General features: G+C 71.5%; 16 protein-coding genes. 7 read left to right on the top strand and 9 right to left on the bottom strand.

All coding sequences use genetic code 11. The features are described 5' to 3' along the window. Positions 1-208: 208 nt before the first annotated feature. Complete coding sequence (locus A3CQ_RS0127560; RefSeq protein ID WP_020514178.1) at positions 209-1,801, top strand: restriction endonuclease; 1,593 nt, start codon at positions 209-211, stop codon at positions 1,799-1,801. On the opposite strand, the gene A3CQ_RS0127555 is transcribed toward A3CQ_RS0127560, so the two are convergent. Beyond that, a complete protein-coding gene (locus tag A3CQ_RS0127555; RefSeq protein WP_020514177.1) occupies positions 1,798-2,307 on the bottom strand; it encodes a GNAT family N-acetyltransferase in 510 nt (169 codons plus the stop codon). The two genes, A3CQ_RS0127560 and A3CQ_RS0127555, sit on opposite strands and share 4 nt — an antisense overlap. A 100-nt stretch (positions 2,308-2,407) precedes the next feature. Between A3CQ_RS0127555 and A3CQ_RS57745 the strand changes: the two genes are divergently transcribed. Further along, positions 2,408-3,535 carry a DUF4190 domain-containing protein gene (locus tag A3CQ_RS57745; RefSeq protein WP_020514176.1) on the top strand — a complete coding sequence of 376 codons (1,128 nt, stop codon included), beginning with the start codon at positions 2,408-2,410 and terminating at the stop codon, positions 3,533-3,535. Here the strand turns inward: A3CQ_RS57745 and A3CQ_RS0127545 are convergent. After that, positions 3,510-8,537, bottom strand: coding sequence for an arginase family protein (locus A3CQ_RS0127545; protein WP_020514175.1), 5,028 nt, complete (start codon positions 8,535-8,537; stop codon positions 3,510-3,512). The genes A3CQ_RS57745 and A3CQ_RS0127545 overlap by 26 nt on opposite strands. An 87-nt stretch (positions 8,538-8,624) precedes the next feature. On the opposite strand from A3CQ_RS0127545, the gene A3CQ_RS0127540 reads away from it, so the two are divergent. Further along, the gene (locus A3CQ_RS0127540; protein WP_020514174.1) at positions 8,625-9,551 is read left to right on the top strand and encodes a hypothetical protein; all 927 of its coding nucleotides are present in this window, start codon (positions 8,625-8,627) and stop codon (positions 9,549-9,551) included. Here A3CQ_RS0127540 and A3CQ_RS54245 read toward each other — a convergent pair. The 7 genes from A3CQ_RS54245 to A3CQ_RS0127505 form a co-directional block, all read right to left on the bottom strand. After that, positions 9,518-9,766: a helix-turn-helix transcriptional regulator gene (locus tag A3CQ_RS54245; RefSeq protein ID WP_051115376.1), complete on the bottom strand. Its 249-nt coding sequence runs from the start codon at positions 9,764-9,766 to the stop codon at positions 9,518-9,520. The two genes, A3CQ_RS0127540 and A3CQ_RS54245, sit on opposite strands and share 34 nt — an antisense overlap. 54 nt (positions 9,767-9,820) lie before the next feature. Further along, positions 9,821-10,795, bottom strand: coding sequence for an SDR family NAD(P)-dependent oxidoreductase (locus tag A3CQ_RS59420; protein WP_245577349.1), 975 nt, complete (start codon positions 10,793-10,795; stop codon positions 9,821-9,823). A gap of 88 nt (positions 10,796-10,883) precedes the next feature. After that, positions 10,884-11,552: a hypothetical protein gene (locus A3CQ_RS0127525; RefSeq protein WP_020514171.1), complete on the bottom strand. Its 669-nt coding sequence runs from the start codon at positions 11,550-11,552 to the stop codon at positions 10,884-10,886. Between the two features lie 743 nt (positions 11,553-12,295). After that, the gene (locus tag A3CQ_RS57735) at positions 12,296-12,601 is read right to left on the bottom strand and encodes a hypothetical protein (protein WP_051115372.1); all 306 of its coding nucleotides are present in this window, start codon (positions 12,599-12,601) and stop codon (positions 12,296-12,298) included. Continuing rightward, positions 12,601-13,788, bottom strand: coding sequence for a WXG100-like domain-containing protein (locus A3CQ_RS54225; protein ID WP_040433016.1), 1,188 nt, complete (start codon positions 13,786-13,788; stop codon positions 12,601-12,603). The genes A3CQ_RS57735 and A3CQ_RS54225 overlap by 1 nt, the downstream gene beginning before the upstream one ends. After that, on the bottom strand, positions 13,785-14,099 hold the full coding sequence (locus A3CQ_RS54220) for a type VII secretion target (protein WP_020514169.1): 315 nt from the start codon (positions 14,097-14,099) through the stop codon (positions 13,785-13,787). The genes A3CQ_RS54225 and A3CQ_RS54220 overlap by 4 nt, the downstream gene beginning before the upstream one ends. Further along, positions 14,092-14,472 carry a YbaB/EbfC family nucleoid-associated protein gene (locus tag A3CQ_RS0127505; protein ID WP_020514168.1) on the bottom strand — a complete coding sequence of 127 codons (381 nt, stop codon included), beginning with the start codon at positions 14,470-14,472 and terminating at the stop codon, positions 14,092-14,094. The genes A3CQ_RS54220 and A3CQ_RS0127505 overlap by 8 nt, the downstream gene beginning before the upstream one ends. A gap of 135 nt (positions 14,473-14,607) precedes the next feature. Here A3CQ_RS0127505 and A3CQ_RS0127500 point away from each other — a divergent pair, with 135 nt between their 5' ends. From A3CQ_RS0127500 to A3CQ_RS0127485, 4 genes are read left to right on the top strand one after another with little or no spacing between them, the layout of a single operon-like run. Continuing rightward, the gene (locus tag A3CQ_RS0127500) at positions 14,608-15,909 is read left to right on the top strand and encodes an AAA family ATPase (RefSeq protein WP_020514167.1); all 1,302 of its coding nucleotides are present in this window, start codon (positions 14,608-14,610) and stop codon (positions 15,907-15,909) included. 38 nt (positions 15,910-15,947) lie between these two features. After that, complete coding sequence (locus A3CQ_RS0127495) at positions 15,948-17,006, top strand: beta family protein (RefSeq protein ID WP_020514166.1); 1,059 nt, start codon at positions 15,948-15,950, stop codon at positions 17,004-17,006. Continuing rightward, entirely contained in the window at positions 17,006-17,956 is a 951-nt protein-coding gene (locus A3CQ_RS0127490; RefSeq protein WP_020514165.1) for a bifunctional DNA primase/polymerase, read from the top strand. Before A3CQ_RS0127495 ends, A3CQ_RS0127490 begins: the two co-directional genes overlap by 1 nt. A 28-nt stretch (positions 17,957-17,984) precedes the next feature. After that, entirely contained in the window at positions 17,985-18,659 is a 675-nt protein-coding gene (locus tag A3CQ_RS0127485) for an SRPBCC family protein (RefSeq protein WP_020514164.1), read from the top strand. Positions 18,660-18,801: the final 142 nt, after the last annotated feature.

Below are 18,801 nucleotides of genomic sequence, written 5' to 3'. Positions count from 1 at the left end.
ACCACTGCGCTGTGTAATTCTGGACCGAAATCACGGTCGAGAACATGACGGACAGTTACTGCTCGTGCTGGCAAAGGAACCATCTGCGACTCCTACCCGCCGGGCGCGCCCACCATGCACGGACAGCTGTATCGAGCACGCGCCGCGTAACTGATCCTGAAACGGCGGATATGGTGGCGATTGGACCGACGCGGAGCGAGGACGAGGCATGGGCATCATTCGGGACATGCAGCGGGCGCGCGCCACGCAGGTGGCTGCCGACCAGCGAGCGAACACGGCGGCCGCGCAGCAGCGCGACCTGATCAGGCGCAACGCCGACCTGGCGATCGCCGCGGCGCAACAGGCGGCATCCGACAAGGAACGCCAGCGCGAGCACCGGCGGCTCTACGTGGAGGCACGTACGGCCGACGCGGCGGCCGCGAACGCCGAGCTCCGGGCGCGGCTGAGCGACCTCGACGCGCTGCTGCTCTCCACCCTGGACGTGGACGATCACATCGATCTCGGCCAGTTCAAGAAGCCGCTGACGGCGCCCCCCTTCGACCCGGGACCGCTCGGCCGGCCGCTGCCCGAGCCGAGCTGGGACAGCTACGTGCCGCCGCAGCCGCGCGGAGTCGGCAAGATCCTCGGTGGTCCGCTGCATCAGCAGCAGACGGCCAGCGCCCGCCGCGCCTATGACCAGGCGCGAGCCAGGTGGGTGGAGGCCGAGGAGCGGCGCGAGCGCCAGCTGCATGCACGCAAGAGGGCGTACGAGGAGAGCCGGCGCAAATACGAGGCGCGCCTGACCGCCTACAACGCGGAGGTCGACCGCTTCGCGGCGGCGGTGGCCGGCGCCGACCCGGCCTCCGTGGTCGAGTACTTCGCGATGGTGCTGGGCAACTCGGTCTACCCCGACGACTTCCCGCAGCACTTCCGCCTGGCGTACCTCCCGAAGCAGCGGCACCTGCTGATCGAGTACCACCTGCCGCCGATCGAGGTCGTGCCGATCGTGAAGGAGTACCGCTTCGACCGGGTCCGCGACGACCTGGCCGCGATCCCCCGCGACGACGGCGAGATCCGCCGGCGCTACGTGCAGATCATCGCCCAGGTGACCCTCCGGACCATCCACGAGATCATCGAGGCGGACCGCGGCGGCCTCGTGCGGCAGGTGTCGTTCAATGGCATCGTCGACACGATCGACCGGCGGACCGGCCGCTTCGTCCGCCCGTGCCTGGTCTCGGTGAAGACCGACCGGGACACCTTCGCCGCGATCAAGCTGCGCCGGGTCGAGCCGGTGGCCTGCCTCAAGCACCTGCACGGCACGCTCTCGGCCGAGCCCGACCAGCTCGCCGCCGTCACCCCGAAGATTGATTTCGACCGCGACGCCGACCGGGACTTCACCGAGGAGTTCAACGTGCTCGCCGAGATCGACGAGCGTCCCAACCTGGTCACCCTCGCCGGTCCGGCCTGGGAGAGGCAGCTTTCTGACCTCTTCGGCGTGATGGGCCTGGAGATGGGTCCGGCGGCGCCGACCGCCTCGGGCTCCCGCTGGCTGGCCACCGACCCGCGGCCCATCTTCGGCGGCACCGTGGTGATCCACGCGGTCCGCGGCGCGCCCTCCGGCGCCGGGGCCGTGCACGCGCTGGCCGGTGCGGTGACCGCGGCGGGAGCTACCAAGGGGATTCTGGTCTCGCTCGGCGGCATCGACCCCGACGCGTACGACGCGCTGGCCGGCCGCCCCCTCGAACTGATCGACGGTACGGCCCTGGTGACGCTGCTTGCCCACCACTGCCGCGTCAAGGCCCGCATCGAGCGGGACGGTTAGTCGCGCAGGTCGAGGGCGTAGAAGAGCTTGTCCCAGCGGCGGTCGCCGACGGCGACGAAGCGTTCGAGGCGGCCGTAGCGGTGGAAGCCCAGCGATTCGTAGAGGGCGGCGGCCCGGGTGTTGTCGCCGCGCAGGTCGAGGGTCAGGACCTCGATGTGGGCGTCGCGGGCGGCGGCGATCAGCTCGGTCATGAGCCGGCGGCCGAGGCCACGGCCCTGGTGGCTCGCGGCCACGGCCACCTTCTCGACGTCGGCGTGCGGGCGATGGGTGGGGCGGTCGTAGCGGCGCCAGTAGCCGAGGCCGTGCAGGCCGCCGTCGTCGGTGGCGACCACCAGGACGGCGTCGGGGTCGGCCGCGACCGTGGTGAGCAGGCGGCGCACCTCGCCGGGCGAGGGCGGTTCGACCCAGCCCAGGGCGGCGCCGCCGGCCACCAGGGTGCTCAGCAGGGTCGCGGCGCCGGCGATCTCGCGCTCGGTCAGGGACTGGTCGACCCGGCGTACGTCCATGATCGGGAAGTCAACGCGGCGTGCGCGAAGTGGTCAAGCCGATGCCAAGTTGAAACCGTCCGGGGCAGTGGCGAGATCAACTCGGCTGTAGCGTCCCGGCGTGACCGATGAGAACCCGTCATCAGCGTCGGCCCCCCTGCCCGACCCGACCGCCGCCCCCGCCGACCCGTTCGCACCGGGGCCGGCCGCGCCCCCACCGGCGGAGCCGCCTTCCGTGCCGCCGACCACGCCGCCGGCCGTGCCGCCGGTTGTGCCGCCGCAGGTGACCCCGTCCGCCGGGGAGTCCCCGAGCCCGTATGCCCCCTATCCGGGAGCCCCGGTCCAGCCCGACGCATACCCCGGGTATCCCACGCCGCAGGCCTACCCCCAGCAGGCTTACCCGCCGGAGGCATACGCCCAGCCCGGCTACGCGCAGCCGGGCTACACACAGCCGGGCTACCCGCCGGAGGGCTACGCGCAGCAGGGCTACGCGCCGGAGGGCTACCCCCCGCCAGGCTACCCGCCGCCGCCCGGCTTCCCCGCGCCCGCCGGCTACCCGGGCTACCCCGGATACCCCCCGCCCAAGGCCGGCACGAACGGCCTGGCCATCGCCTCGCTGATCTTCGGCATCCTCGGGGGCCTGCTGTTCTCGGTCATCTTCGGCATCGTCGCGCTGACCCAGATCCGCAAGAACGGGCAGCGCGGCCGCGGCCTCGCGATCGCCGGCCTGACCCTCTCCGGCGTCTGGCTGCTGGCCATCGTCGTGATCGCCGGCATCGCGGTGGCGACGACGGACACCTCGACCACCACCACCACGCTCCCGACCGCGATCGCCACCACGGACCCGACCGAGGAGCCCACCACCGAGGCGCCGACCACCGAGCCCACCGCCAAGGCGACCACCGCCAGCCCCGCCCCCACGGTGTACGGCGAATTCAAAACCGGTCAGTGCCTGAACAACCTCCAGACCGACACCCCCAAAAAGGTGTCCTGCGCGACCGCGCACGAGGGCGAGGTCTTCGCCGTCTTCAACCTGCCGGCCGGCAAGTGGCCGGGCGAGGCCACGGTGCGGCGGAAGTCCGACGACGGCTGCAACAGCCGGCTCGGCAAGTACGTCGCGCACCCCGAGAAGTGGGACTTCTACTTCCTCAGCCCGTTGCAGGACTACTGGGACGAGGACCGCAGCGTCATCTGCATCGCGGCCGACCCCAACGACCGGAAGATCACCGGTTCGGTGAAGGGTCGCTGAACAGCGCCGGCACCAGCGTGGCCAGGACCGCCCGATCCTCCGGGCGGTCCGGCTCGTACTCGGTGATCCCGACGCCGGCGATCGGGAAGCGTGCGGTCAGCTCCTGGACCGCGGCGATGAGCTGCGCCGGCGTCACACCTTCCGGCTCGGGCGTGCCCACCGCCGCGAAGAGCGTGGGGTCCAGCACATCCAGGTCGATGTGGAGGTAAACGGCCTTCGCCCCGAGCGAGGCGACGACCGACGTCAGCGTTGCGAGCGCGGCCGGCTCGACGTGCGCGAGGCCCGCCTCCTCGACGTACTCCTTCTCGGCCGGGTCGAGCGCCCGCACCCCGGCGAGCACCACCTGCGACGGCTCAAGCGCCCGCGATGGCGACATTTCCGGATATCCGTCCCCGAGCAGCGTGCGCAGGACCATCCCGTGGAACGCGCCGGACGGTGACGACGAGGGTGTGTTCAGATCACCGTGCGCGTCGAACCACACCACGACCAGCCCGGACCCGTGCTCGGCCAGCGCCGCCTCGATCGGCGCCACCTCGACACCGCAGTCCCCGCCCACGATCACGTCCGGCCGATCGGCGACCACGGCACGCGTGGCCGCGAGATGACGAGCCAGCACCGGCACCGAGGGCGGTTCGTCCGAAATGGCCACCTGGACCCTCTTGTCGGAGGGAACCAGCGTGGCGAGTTCGGTGGCCCCCGCGACCAGCCGCCGGGCGTGAGACGACCCCGAGCCCTGCCACTGCCCGATCTCCACCACGGTCCGTCGCGGCACCGGCCTGATCGACAACTCCTCGATGCGCTGCCACACGGGCCACATCGCGACCTCGGGCTCGCGCGCGAAAATGCTCCCCCGGATGCGCACGAACACGCAGTTGCCGACCCGCTCGAGCACGGCCTGCCGGCGCATGTCGCTCTCCCACTGCTCCGGCCCGTGAAAGGTGTCGCCGTCGCACTCGATCGCGAGCCGCCGGCCGTCCGGCGCGTTCAGCACGAAGTCGATCCGATAGGCGCCGATCCGGAACTGCGGGATCGGCCGGAACCCGCGCCCGGCCAGCCGCTTGAACACGTCCCGCTCGAAGTCGCTCTCGCAGAGCGCCAGGTCGGCCTGGGCATTTTCAGGATCAAAGGCGTTGCTTGCGTACGCGAGGAGCAGAGCCCGGGCGTCATCGGCGAGGAGCGACCCGGCCCGCACGGAGTGGAAGATCCACAACTGGTCCCGGGCCCGTGACGCGGCCACGTTGATCCGCCGGTGGTACTCGCGTTTGGTGAACGCCGCGACCCGCGGATCGTTGTCCGACACCACCATCGACACCAGCACGACGTCCCGCTCGTCGCCCTGGAACGTGTACGCGTCGCCGACCCGCAGCCGCCGGGCCTGGATCTCGTCCTCGCCGATCTCGTCGCGCAGCAGCTGGAGCAGGTAGCCCGCCTGCCCGCTCGTGCTGAGCAGCGAGATCACGCCGAGCGTCTTGCCGTCGTACTCCGGATTCCGCACGATCGCGGCCACCTGGGCGACCAGCGCGAACGCCTCGGCCGTGTTGACGTCGCCGAACCCGGACAGCGGCTGCCGCACCCCGTCCGGCAGGAAGACCGTGCGGATCGGCGCGAGCGAGGGCCGGTCGGCGCGCAGCGGCATGATCTTGCCGTCGTAGTAGTGCCGCGACGAGAACTCGATGATCTGCGGCACGCAGCGGAAGTGCTCGGTCAGCAGGATCCGCTCCGGCGACCGGCGCACCGCGTGGTCGTACAGCGAGGACTCCGGGTCGAAGTGCTCGGCCGACGGCACGTCGCCGAGGTGGCTGTGGATCAGCCCGGAGACCGAGCCCACGAACCCCAGTTGCGGCCCGATCTGCTGGTCGTCGCCGACCACCACGGCCCGCTCGGCCAGCGCCAGCACCGGCAGCGCGAACAGGTCGGCCTGCGACGCCTCGTCCACGATCACCACGTCGAAGTGGGCGCCGCCCGCGAACTGCTCGATCGCCCGGTCGACCGACATGACCCAGACCGGCACCGCCTCGACCGCCTGCTCCATGTGCCGCTGGGCGTGCGCCTGCCAGGCCGCCGCCGTCCGGCCGGTGCCCTTACCGATCTTGCGGAGGGCGGTGGTCCAGTCGGCGAGCGCGGCCTTGCGCCGGTCGTCGAGGCTGCGCGCCACCTCCAGCCACGCGCTCGCCACCACGAGGTCGGCCGTGCGGCGACGGATCTTCTCGCGGGCGTTCTCGACCCGTTTGGCCAGCACCGCCGGGTCGACGCTGCCGATCACCTCGTCGAACCAGGTCTGCGCGCTGCGCCACGCCCACGCGTCCAGGCACGCCCGGCCCGAGACCGCCGGCACCTGGGCCGCCTCGATCATGGCGGCCCATTCCGGCGCCTCCTTCGCCAGGCGGTTGCGCAGGTCGACGTAGCTCTCGACGTCGGAACGCAACGCCTGCAGACGACGGACCTCGGCAACCGCGGCGTCCCAGCCGTCCAGCGTGTGCCAGGCCTCGACCAGGCGCGGCCAGGGCGCGAGCCGCTCGGTGATCTCCCGCTCGGCCGCGACGAGGGCATCCCATTCGCCCACCGCGGGCGCCTCGTCGAGCAACGCCTCGACCTCGGCCAGGGCGGCCGGATCAAGATCAAGATCATGCTGCGGTACGAGGACAGCGAGGCGATCGGCGAGCGCGGGCCAATGGCGTACGTCCCAATCGAGAGACTGACCGGCGTCGGACAGCAGCGTGCCCGCCCAGATCTCCGGATCCCCGCTCGGGGTCTCGATCCCGAGGCGGTCGATCCACTCCGACCAGTGCCCGCCCAGCCGGGCCCGCGCCTGCGCCCGCCGCACCCAGGCGACGACGACGTCCACGTCCTCGGTCGTGCGCAGCGGCTCGCCGTCCACCCGCACCTCGTCGGCCAGCTTGAACAGCCCCGCCTGCAGCAGCCGGCTCAGCCCGCGCCCCGACGCGAACCGCTGGTAGATCTCGGTGAGCTGGGCGAGGAATCGCTTCGGTTCCTTCGCGTACGGCTCGGGCACGGTCACCCGATGGCCGGCCAGCCCGCGGGTGAGCGCGGCCAGCTCGGCCAGCAGCGTCTCGGTCGCCGCCACGTGATCGGCCCAGACCGCGCGCCAGTGCGGATCGTTGAGCAGCCGGCCGAGGCGATCAGTCCAGGCGCCCTCGCGGCGGCGGAGCCACGTAAGGGCGTCGCGCAGGTCCCTGCGTACCGCGTCCAAGTCGGCGGCGCGTACGGAGGCAAGGTCAAGGCCTTGGGTCGCGGCGCGCGACACCCGCTCGGCGAGGGAGTCACGCTCGGATCGGGTCGTTGCCGCCTCGGCGGTGTCCGGAAGATCATCGGTCGCGGGCAACCGGCGGAGCGCGGCCGCCCTGTCCTCGGGAGCGAGGCGATGCGCGAGCGCCAGCAGTGCCTCGAACTCGTCGCCGGTCAACGGCGCCGCGCCCGACACCGGGTCGGGGATGCCGCCCTGGGCCGCGGCGCGTTCCCGCAGCCAGGCGCCCACCTCGACCGGCGTCTGCGGCACGCCGTCGATCGGGTAGGTGACCGCCTCGTTCTCGGCGATCGCGCGGAGGCCGGCCAGCGCGGTCGCCAGCTCGCGTTCCGCCTCCTCGAGCAGTCCTGTCAGCCGCTCGACGCGTCGCGCCTCGGCCGGTTTGTCCAAGGTGGCCGCGCGATCGGCCAGCTCCCGCGCGGCCAGCTGCAACTGCACCAGCTGGTCGGTGGTGCGGCCGAGCACGGCCAGGCAGAGCGAGCGGATGCCCTCGGGAAGTCCGTCGCGCAGCACCCGCAGCGGGTCTTCCTTTTGCGCGACGACGAGCACCCGCTTGCCGTTCGCCATGAGATGGCAGATCAGGTTGCGGATCGTGTGGGTCTTGCCGGTGCCCGGCGGACCCTGAACCGCCACGTTGCGGTGCTGGGCCAGGCGGCGGGCGATCGATTCCTGCGCCTCGTTGGTCGGCAGCGGCATGAGCAGCCGCTCGCCCACCCGCTGCCAGGCCTCGGGCTGGTCGTCGGGCATGCGCAGCTTGGACGGCTCGTGGGCGACGATCGCCGCGAGCGCGCCGATACTCGTGGTGTCGCCGGCCAGCAGGCGGTCGCGCAGGCTTTCCAGGAATCCGCGGAGCAGCCGCTGCTTGGGGCGGGCGAAGAGGATGCCGACGTCCTCGATGTGCGGCCGTGTGGTCTCGGTCGTCCCGTCGGTGATCACGCGGTCGTACCCGAGGCGGCCCAGCGCCCGCTCGAACAGTTCGCGCCGCTCGAGGTCGTTCCAGAGGTCGGCCTCGAGCGTGCCGGCCGGACCGGCCAGGGCGAGGAGCTGGGCGAGGTAGCGCTCGTCGAGGCCGGTGAGCGCGTCGGTCTGCAGCCGCGACGGTCCGGCCGGCGAGACCGTGACCAGGGAGCTGTCGGGCTCGTACTCGATCAGGACCGGGGTCGCGACCAGCGGATAACGGACGTGCTCGCCGTTGATCGTGGTGTGGAGAACGCCGTGGCCCCAGACCAGCTCGGTGGTGGCGGCGGTCATGTCGAGCTGATGCATGAGGTCGAAGAGCTGGCGGTGCAGCACTCGGGTCTTCTCGGCCTCGCCGGTGGCGTGGGCCCAGGGGCGCCAGACCTGGTCGCGCCAGGAGTCGAAGTCGTCGGGCGCTTTTTCCGCCTCGGCGGCCTGCTCTGCGGCCTTTTCCGCGGCCTGCTCGGCGTTTTCTTCCGCCGTCTTTTCCGCGGTCGGCTCGGTTGCGGCGGTGATGTCGCCGCGCAGGCGGCGGCGCAGGGCGGCCGGGACGGCGACCGGGGGTGGCAGGTCGGGCAGGCCCACCCGCAGCCAGGACGTGCCGTCGGCGGCCGGGCCGAGCTCGCAGGCCCGGTGGCCGGGCAGCCGGTCGAGGCGGTGCGCGTCGGCCGGGACCGTGCGGGCGGGGCGTTCCATCTGCGCCCGCACGGCAAGCAGGTAGTCGGCGACCGCGACGGCCCGATCCCGGATCGTCGTGGGCGACTCCACCTGCTCGGACATCCTCCCGATTCTAGGCCGCGCTGTCGCATCCCACCGTCGACGCGGGTGCGCCGGGCCGACCCGTAACCTGACCGGTGAAATCCGACCGTGGACGAGAGCGGAACGACGTTGACCGAGATCCCCGATGACCGTCCTCCCTTTTCCCCGCCGCCCGTTTCCCCGCCGCCCGTCTACGGTCCGCCGGCCGCGTTGCCGCCCGAGTTCTACGCCGGGCCCAGCGACCCGCTGGTCAGCCCCGACTTCGCCGGCTGGTGGGCACGCAGCTTCCACCTGCTCGGGGCGGCCTGGCGCCCGCTCCTGCTGATCCAGCTGGTCTCGGCCGTACCGTCGCTGGTCTTGCTGACCTGGGGCGCGCTCCTCAGCAACGACCGCGTCGTCGAGATCGGCACCGACGTCACGCTCAGCAAGACCCTTGAACCGTTCCTGCCGCTGATCCCGCTGGCCCTGGTCGTCATCCTGCTGAGCCTGGTCACCTCGCTGGCCACGCACCGGGTCCTGGTGCAGACCGCCACCGGCCGCCCGGTCGCCATCGGCGCCGCCGTGCGGGAGGGTCTGCGCCGCACCCCGGCGTTGATCGGCTGGGGCCTGCTGGCCGGCCTGATGGTCGGGGGAGGCCTGCTGTTCTGCATCGTCCCCGGCATCTACTTCGCTGCGGTCTTCGCGATCCTGCCGGTGCTGGTGCTGCTCGAGCGCGGCGGTGTCATCGGCCGCGCGTTCCAGCTGTTCCACGCGAACTTCGGCGCCGCCCTCGGCCGGATCGCCACGACGTTCGGCGTGACCGTGGCGCTGCTGTTCGTGGAGAGCACGTTCGCCCAGGTCCTCGCCCCCGACCGCCTCGGCGGCACCGTCAGCGCGCCGTCCATCGTGGCCACTCAGGCGATCTCGGCCGCCTTCACGATCGTCAGCGGCATGATCTCGGCCCCGATGATCCTCACGGCGTACGCCGACATGCGCGCCCGCCGGGAGCCGTTCTCCACCGCCTATCTGCTCCCCGTTCTGCTCCCCGCGGAGTGATCTTCTTTGTTCCCCGTGGAGTGCTCGGCCGGTGGGCGGTGCTCGGCCTTCCAGAGCTCGATGTCGTCGATCAGCCAGACCTTGCCCTGGGCCAAGATCGCGACCGGTTTCGGAAAGTCGTCGCGGGCGGCGAGCTGGTAGACGCGCTGCCGGCTCACCCCCAGAATTACTCGGATTTCGTGGGCTCCGGCGATTCGCATCATCGTGCCGTCCATCCCCACGACAATAGTCGTACGACTACCACCGCGCGAGCCCGCCACGCGCCCGCGTCATGCCTCTTCGGGGTCGCGTCCCACCGCCGAACGGCCCCCGTCGATCGGAATGATCGCGCCGTTCACGAACGCGGATTGGCCGGAGAGAAGGAAGGCCACGACGTCGGCGACCTCGGCGGCCCGCCCCATCCGGCCGAGCGGCTGCAGCAGGCGGATCTCCCGCTCGAACCGGTCGCGCTCGTCGGCCGCCAGGGAGGCGATGTGGGCGTCCGACCGCTCGGTGGCGATCGAGCCGAGGGCGACGGCGTTGACCCGTATGCCGGAAGCGCCGTAGTCGACGGCCAGCGCGCGGGTCACGCCCTCGATGGCGGCTTTTGCCGTGGCGTAGGCGAAGGCGCCGCGCACGGCCCGCTGCGCCTGATGCGAAGACACGTTGACGATGGCACCGCTGCTGCCGCTTTTGTCGCCGCCGTCCTCGCCGCGGCCGTCGTTGCCGCTTTTGTCGCCGCCGTCCTCGCCGCGGCCGTAGCCGTCGTTGCCGCTTTTGTCGCCGCCGTCCTCGCCGCGGCCGCCGTCGTTGCCGCTTTTGTCGCCGCCGTCCTCGCCGTAGCCGCCGTCGTTGCCGCCACCACCACGGCCGTCGCCGCCATCGTCGTTGCGGCCGAGGAAATGCCTGATCGCCGCCGCGCAGCCGACCACGACCGGGTCGAGGTTCCGCGCGATCAGCCCGAGCACGTCGCGGGCCGGCATCTCATGCAGCCAGGCGTCCCGGAAGATCGCGGCGTTGTTGACCCACCCCCGCAGCGGGCCGAGGGCGGCCGCCGCATCGGCCGCGCGGCCGGCAACCGCCTCGTCCGCCGCATCCCCGATGACCGGGATCAGCCGACCGGCGGCCGGATGGTCCTCGATCCAGCTCAGCGCGGCGGCGTCACGCTCGACGATCACCACGACGTCGTCCTCGCCGGCCAGCCGCTCGACGATCGCCCGGCCGACGCCGCGCCCGCCCCCGGTCACCACGTATGACACCGTCACCGGCAAATCGTAGGTGTGCATCACATGCGACCGCACGCAGCGCCCGGTCAAAGCGGCTGCGTGCGGCGGGAAAGATGTGGCTGCGGGATCAGGGGAACTGCATGCGGCGAGGGCGAGGGATCACGGGCGGCGGAAGCGGCAGATCGTCGAGGTGACTCCAGTTGAGATGGCCGTTGTCGGTGGACTTGACCTCACCGAGGCAGGCGCGCAGCAGACCGAGGTGCGGCGCCCCGGCGAACCCGGCGATGACGACCTCGGGCTTGGGCTCGATCGTCGCGATGGCCGCGCAAATCTTGGCGACCTCGCGCTCGTCGACCGCGTCCAGCGGAAGCGGCGTCTCGGCCTGGGACCGCCGCCAGGGCGGACCGAAGCGGCGCAACAGCTCCCGGGCGAGCCGGCCGAATGACCGCCCGACCTCGACGTCCCGCATGGACGTCTGTGCGGACTGCCCGTAGCACCACGGCACGACGACGTGCCCGTTGATCACGACAAGCTGGTAGACGGACTTGGGAACACTGATGATCTCGGCGCCGGGCAGCGAGCCGAGAAAGAGCACGAGCTCCTCGTACGGAAGCGGCCATCGCGGATTCGCGAGCACTCGTTCCTGGGTCTGTGCCATCGCGGGGTGGGCGTTGACCTCACGGTCGATCGCGGTACTCAACGCCTCCGGGACCCGGGTCCACAGCTCGCCGGCAACCTTGTCGCCGAACTGCTCGACCACCCACTCGCTCGGACCGACCAGAACGTCTGGGCGCATTCGTTACCACCACCGTCCGTGTCGCGGGCGTTACTGCTGGCTTAGAAGAGTTCCACTTCCAGTGATCGACTGGAAGGGTCCTGATCCCACATCGCAGAAACGCTCATGAATGAAATACCGCGCGACGATCAAAACTTGGCCACGACGACGGAGCAGCAGGTCGAGACGTTGCGAAACATGCAACTTGCACGGCGAACCGCACGTGCAAGTTGCATGTCGGGCTCGCTATTCAACCCGCCTTCACAGTGAATCACTCCCATATTTCATGGCGGTGACCATCATGCAAACATCCACTCACAGTGACGGCCGAACCCACCCTCACCAGCGCCTGCGCATTCCCCCAACCCCCAACCCCATGATCCCGTACGCCGCCGACCGCCCCCGAGAGATCCACAGTGACCAATCGCCCCCGAAACCCGCGACGCTCCCCCGCCCTACCGCCACCAACCCCTCACCACGCCAGCTGTCGGATATCTGTCACATCCCGATTCCGTTGCCCCCCATCACAGGATTTGCCGCTTAGGCCGCTTTCCCCAGATCCCCCAAATCCCCGCAAATCCGCAGCGCGAGCGCACGCGTCCACACTCCACTCCCCAACCAAGATCCCCATCCAAATACTGAGACCCTCAACAAACAGCAAAGACCTCAGTCACCCGCGGGCCCGAGATCAAACGAGGGGGTATCGACCCGAGAACGGCGACAGCGGAGGGCGTCGAGCGAGCCAGCGGGGCCGAGTGACCCGGTCAGACACTGTCGGCCAGCTCCCTGAGGCGATCGATGACGTTCTCCCGGCCCGCCATGTCGGCAGCAAAGGTCGCGTTCGCCGTGCTGACGGCCTCGTTTCGCAGAAGCCCGCGCATCTCCCGTTCCTCGTCCACGCCGTAGTCGCCGAGGCCGAGCCATCCGAGGTTCTCGTTGAGGATCTCTTCGAGAGACGCGCGCAATCCGGGTTCCGCCACACGCTCGGCCAGGAACTCGACCGTCCACGCAAACAGCCAGCCGGCAGCCGACCAACGCCGGTCGGGACCCGTGCTGATCGTTCCTGCCATCACGCTCCTAGAAGAAACACTTGTGGACCCAGCCGATTATCTCGGAGGAAGTCACGGACGAGCTGCTTCTGCTCGGGCGTGAACCGCGAGACGTCAACCGGAACACGGTCGGCCTTCTCCACGTGGTCCATGATCCGCACCCGCAGATTGGGCCACTCGCGATCGAAGTACCGAGCGTCGAAGTTCCCGACCGCGTCGTAGGTGTGGCCATCCGAGCCGGTCCAGTCGATGTCGCCATCCTCCGCCCTGGTCAGCTCGATCCCCAGTTCCCGCTCTATGCGGACTGCCGTCTCCTCCTCGGAGGCGCGGTATCTGGCCACCGCAGGATCGACTCCCAGGTTGTGCCGGCGCTGCGATTCCGCTGCTGGATCGCGATCATGCGGTTTTCGCGGTTCCTCCGGCGGGAGGCCGTCGTCGCCGGTCGGGCGGGACTCGGAGAACCAGAGCTTGAGCCGGTCGATCAGCCCGCCCAGCCAATCACCCTCGGTGACGAGCTTGCGGATGCTGGCGATCAGATCCCGCAGCCAGCGGGCGATCTCGGCGCCCCACGACGCGCAGAGCGAGGCCACCTGTCCGACCACGACGCCGGTAGCGGCGCCGAGTGTGGCGATCAGCTCACCGGCGTAGACGATCAGGCGCGACACCACCACGGCCACCGCGTCGCGGACCATCAGGCGGACGGTGCCGATCAACAGGCCCGCGCCCTCGGTCATCATGGCCGTCGTGTCGGCGGCCTGCGAAAAGGCTCGCAGCGACTGCTCGCGGTGGCCGGCCCAGGCGCGATAGGCGTCGCCCGCCGCGCCGGTCCACTCTGAGGTGTCCCCCGTGGCCGCGCGGGCCAGGCCGTCGGCGTCGGTGATCAGGCTTGCGGCGACGTTTCGCCAGGTCTGGGCGTGCGCGGCGATCTGGGCCGGGTCGCCGGCCAGCCAGTCGAGAGCCTCGGAGAGCGGCTTCACGTGCTCGATAAGCCAGGCGATCCCGTACTGCAGCAGCGCCCCGACCGGGTCGGACACCAGGGCCAGCGCGTCCAGGCCGCCGCCGGCGACGCCCAGCGTGCCGGCGACCCAGTCGTGGTTCTTGACGCCGGTGGCGATCTGCTCGATGTCCTCAGCGATCCAGGCGCCCGCCCACGGGCTCGGCGAATCGGTGGCGGCCGGGGCCACCAGCGGATTCGCCGGAGCGGTCACTCGCCGGACCGGATGCTGTCGAAGGCCTCGGCGCGCCTCTGGTCGGTGGCCTCATAGGCCTGCGCCGTCAGCCGCAGCCTCGCCGCGGTGTCCTGCATGGAGCCCGCAGCCGCGGAAACGCCCTCGACCAGGGCATCCTGCAACGCCGCCAGCATCGTGGGCACCATCACGCACAATTTCCCGTACGCCTCGGGTCCCGGCCGTACGGTATGACCGGCCTGGGCCGCGATCGTGACCTGGTCGCCGATCGCCGACACGGTCGACGCGTGCGTGACCAGGTCGGGATGGCGGACCGCCACCTGCTCAAACATCGCGAGCTCCCCACCGGCCGGCGTAGGAGGCGATGACCGCCCGGCCAGTAGCAGAATCGGCGCCGACGGTCTGGGCCGTCACCTCGGCGACGTCGGCGGTCAGCCGCTCGCGCGCCGCCTGCAGGGTCGCCATGATCAGCCGGGCCGTCTCGGCGGCGGGCCGGCGCCGGATGCGCTCGTCCAGCTCGAGCCCGGTCAGGTCGCCGGCGGAGCCGACGGTGACCGTGACCAGCTCGTCCTGGCTGCGGACGCGCGCGGACAGCCGGGACAACCGCGTGGACAACTCTCGCGCGCGGGCGGCCCGCGCCTCGATGTCGGCCTGCCAGTCGTCGATCATCCGCTCGGCCGCTTCGAAATCTCGCCCGTCGAACATGGACATCCTCCATCCACAGTGACGACTCCGGCACACACAGTAGTCTCGACGGGCAAATCCCGCCGACCGCCTGTGGATGACCCGTCCGCGCCGAGGGTCGCCGAAATTGTCGGAGGGGCGCGCTACGGTCCCCCCGTGAATGCGAACCAGCCCGGCAGCCCGGCCGTCGAGGCGGCGCGTGTGGTCGACGCGGTGCTCCGTGACCTGCGCGTCGGTGACCACCGCGGCGTCGTGGTCGACTCGCCGCCGGGTGCGGGCAAGTCGACGCTGGTCGTGCGCGCGGCCGGCGAGCTGGCCGCCTCCGGGCAGCCGTTGATGATCGTCGCGCAGACCAACGAGCAGGTCGACGACCTCATCGAGCGCCTAGGGTCGCGGTTTCCTGAGGTGCGGGTCGGGCGTCTCTCGGCCGTCGATTACGAGACTTCCGATCGCGTACGGGATCATCCGGCGTGCCGCGTCGGAGCGAAGGTGGGCGATCTCGGCGCGCCGGCCGTCACGATCGGGACGGCCGCGAAATGGGCAACCGTCGCCGACGGCACCTGGCCGTGGGCGATCGTCGACGAGGCGTACCAAATGCGTTCCGACGCCCTGCTGCGTGTGGCGCCCCGGTTCGAGCGGGCGCTGTTCGTGGGCGATCCCGGACAGCTCGATCCGTTCTCCACCGTCGAGGTCGACCGCTGGACCGGCCTGTCGTGGGACCCGATGCAGAGCGCGGTGGCGGTGCTCCTGCGGCACAACCCCGACCTGCCGGTGCATCGCCTGCCGGTGTCGTGGCGGCTGCCGCATTCGGCGGCGTCCGTCGTGGCCGAGGCCTTCTATCCGTTCACCGGGTTCCGATCGGGCACCGGTGCGGAGGATCGCAGGCTGACCTTCGGGGCACCGGCCTCCGATCCGCTCGACACGGCACTTGACGCGGCCGCCGCGACCGGGTGGGGGCTGCATGAGTTGTCGCCGCGGTTCACCATCCGCACCGACGCCGAGGCGGCGGGCGCCTGCGCCGCGCTGGCCGGGCGGGCGCTGTCCCGAGAGGCGGTCGCATTTTCCGAGCTGGGCGAGCGGCCGCTGACTCCCGATCGCATCGCGATCGGGGCGGCGCATCGCGATCAGGCGGCGGCGATCCGGGCGCAGCTCCCGCCCGAGGCGGCCGGCGTCACGGTCGACACGGCAAACCGGCTGCAGGGCCGGGAGTACGACCTGACCATCGTGCTGCACCCGCTGTCGGGGCGGCGCGACGCGACCGCGTTCCACCTGGAGTCGGGGCGGCTGTGCGTGCTGACCTCGCGCCACCGGCACGCCTGCGTCGTGGTGGCCCGGGCCGGCATCGCGGAGCTGCTCGACGCGCACCCCTCGACCGAGCCGGTGCATCTCAACGTGCCGGTCAAGTTCCCCGACGGCTGGGAGGCGAATCAGGCAATACTCGCGCATTTAACACGATGACTGTCGCAGATCCGACACCTGCCCGCTACGTTGAGTGAATGGCGGTCTTCACGACAGCAGGCCCCCTACCGAGCGACGTCTATCGACCCATCCTTCGCCCACGCCGGGGCGAGCTCGCGGCGCTGAGCCACCTGGCGCCCGGCGACGCGGCCCGGGTCATGCCGATCCTCGAGGTGGAGCCGGGGCCGGGCATTCTGCCGCTGATCCGGGAGTTTCCGCCGGCGGCCGGAGCGATCGCGATCGACTTCGGCGGCCTGCCCGAGCCGCGGGGCTTGCTGACGAGGCCGGCACTCGACCTGGCCGAGGCGCTGGCAGAGCTGGGCGTGGCCATGCTGCCGGTGCTCCGGGCGTACGAAAGCGGTCGTCGCCTGACTGCCCACGGCCTTGCCGCACGTATGCACCTGCGTCGTGCGGTGCTGCGGCTTCAGCCGCATGTCGATGCCGGGAATCCGGCGGAGGCAGACGCCGTCGCCCGACGGCTACTGCAGGGCGCCGGCCTGGAGGCCGAGGAGGTCGACCTGCTGATCGACCTCGCCGAGACCGCCTGCGTGGTGGGCGCCGACGCGGTCGAGGAGCGATGCCGGCGGGTGCTGCGCTGGGCGCGCGGGCGGCCGTGGCGCTCGGTGAGTGTCGCCTCCGGGGCGATGCCCCCCAATCTGGACGATCTGCCCACCGACCGGCCGGTAACGGTGGGACGGCTCGACGCGCGGGTGTGGGAGCGGCTCGGCGAGCCCGGCCTGGGCTACGCGGACTACGGCGTTACCTCGCCGGTGCGGCGGCTCGGCGTGCAGCGGCACCGGCAGCTGCCGACCCTGCGCTACACCGCCGGGCAGCACTGGTGGATCTATCGATGGGCGCGGCGGGGCGGGCGCGACGACGACCGCTGCCACGATCTGTGCCGCACGCTGGTGCGCTCGCCGCACTGGCCGGCCGCAGGCGCGCGGTTCTCCTGGGGTGACGCCGAGATCGCCCGGCGGGCCCGGACGGCGCCCGGCGCGGGTAGCCCGGCGAGCTGGATCTCATGGAGCACTTCGCACCATATCGCCCATGTCCTGGAATCTCTGGCGGGCCACCAAACTGTCGTACGCTTGTTCTAATGTTGCTGACAGCCGCGTTGGCATACGCCCGGCACGGGATCCCGGTCCTGCCGGTGCACACGCCTGACCCGAGCGGCGGTTGTTCCTGCGACAAGGGAGTCCGATGCGACCGACCCGGCAAGCATCCCCGGCTGCGACACGGCCTTACGGAGGCCACCACCGACCCGCGCCTCATCGAGGTGTGGTGGTCCCGCTGGCCCGAGGCGAATGTCGGTCTTCGCACCGGCATCGCGATGGATGTGGCCGACATCGACTCGGCCGAGGGCTGGCACGGCCTGACCCACCTGCTCGGCGGGGAGTTGCCGGCCGGCCCCCGGGTCCGCACGGGCGGCGGCGGATGGCACCTGTGGTTCCGCCCGATGGGGTTCGGCAACCGCGTGGGCCTGCTGCCCGGCCTCGACTGGCGCGGCATCGGCGGTTATGTGGTGGCGCCGCCGTCCCGGCATCTTCGCGGCGACTACCGGTGGGTGCGCCGTCCGGGTGACGGCCTGCCGGTCGGCCCGCCCGCGCTCCGCGAGCTGATCGAGGGCCCGGTCGGCGCGGCCGCGCTGCGCGACCTGATCGACGGCCGCGCCGGGCCGTCGGCGCACGACGACGCGGTCGGGAGCCCCGTCGGGCCGCCAGCGGGCCGCGATCTGGCCGGAAACCCGGTGCGCCGAGTGATCGTTCACCCCGATCGGTACGCCCGGGCCGCGTTGATCGCGGAGTCCGAGCGGGTGGCGTCCGCGCCCGTGGGCACGCGAAACGACACGCTCAACCGGGCGGCGTTCGCGCTCGGCCGGCTGGTCGGCGCGGGCCTGCTCGACTCCGGCGACGTCGTGCGCGAGCTCGACGCGGCCGCGCGGCGCTGCGGGCTGGGCCGTGCCGAGATCCGGCGCACGATCCGGTCGGGCCTGCAGGCCGGTCGACGGTCACCGATTGATCCCGAAGCGCCTCGGCGCGTGGCGTGAGCGACTGTTTGCCCCAATGATGGGGGCTATGACCGATCAACACGGACTGAAGTCGTACGAGGTGGACGTCGCCGTGGACGCCGGCCGGGACGAGGTGTGGGAGGCGGTCACCCAACCCGCCGTGCTGCACCAATGGTTCGGGTGGGACTACGACGGGCTCGACGCCGAGATCAGGCAGATCTTCGTCGACGAGGCGACCCTGCTCGCGCCGGAGCGGATGGGCTGGGCCGACGGTTCCTATCTGGAGGTGAACGGCGACGACGACCGGGCCCGGGTGCGGGTGGCCCGCGAGGGCGCGGGCCCGGCAGCCCCCGAGCGGTACGACGCGATCGAGGAGGGCTGGCGCGCGTTCCTGCTACAGCTGCGGTACCTGCTGAGCGCGCGCCCGGCCGGCCGGCGTCGCACGGTGTACCTGACCGGCGAGACCACGGGCCGGCAGGCGCTGTCGCTCGCCGAGAGCGGGTGGGAACGTTTCGGCCCGCGCGTCGCCTGGACGGTGAACACCGACGGCCACCTGCTGGTCGTCGCCGGCCGCGTGCCGCTCGACCGCCACGAGGCGGCCCGCATGGAGGTGACGGTGTCCACGTTCGGCCTGGACGACGCGGCCTTCGACGGCCTCCACGAGGAATGGACGAAGCGCTGGGCCCCACTGGCCGCCGACGCCGAGGTGACCACGGCCGCCGATCCCTCCCCCGAGAACTGACCACCCGCACCGACCGCACACGGGCGACCGCACACTAACGTCGGGTGCGGGCCACGGCCCCCCGCGAAAGCCCGGCGCTGCGCGAACGCCCTCGAACGCCCCGCGCGGCGCGACCCCCTCCTGCGCGGCGCAAACCTCCCGC

The sequence above is a fragment of the Paractinoplanes globisporus DSM 43857 genome, from assembly GCF_000379645.1.
Taxonomy (GTDB): domain Bacteria; phylum Actinomycetota; class Actinomycetes; order Mycobacteriales; family Micromonosporaceae; genus Actinoplanes; species Actinoplanes globisporus.
This window is presented reverse-complemented; position numbering and strand designations above follow the sequence as displayed.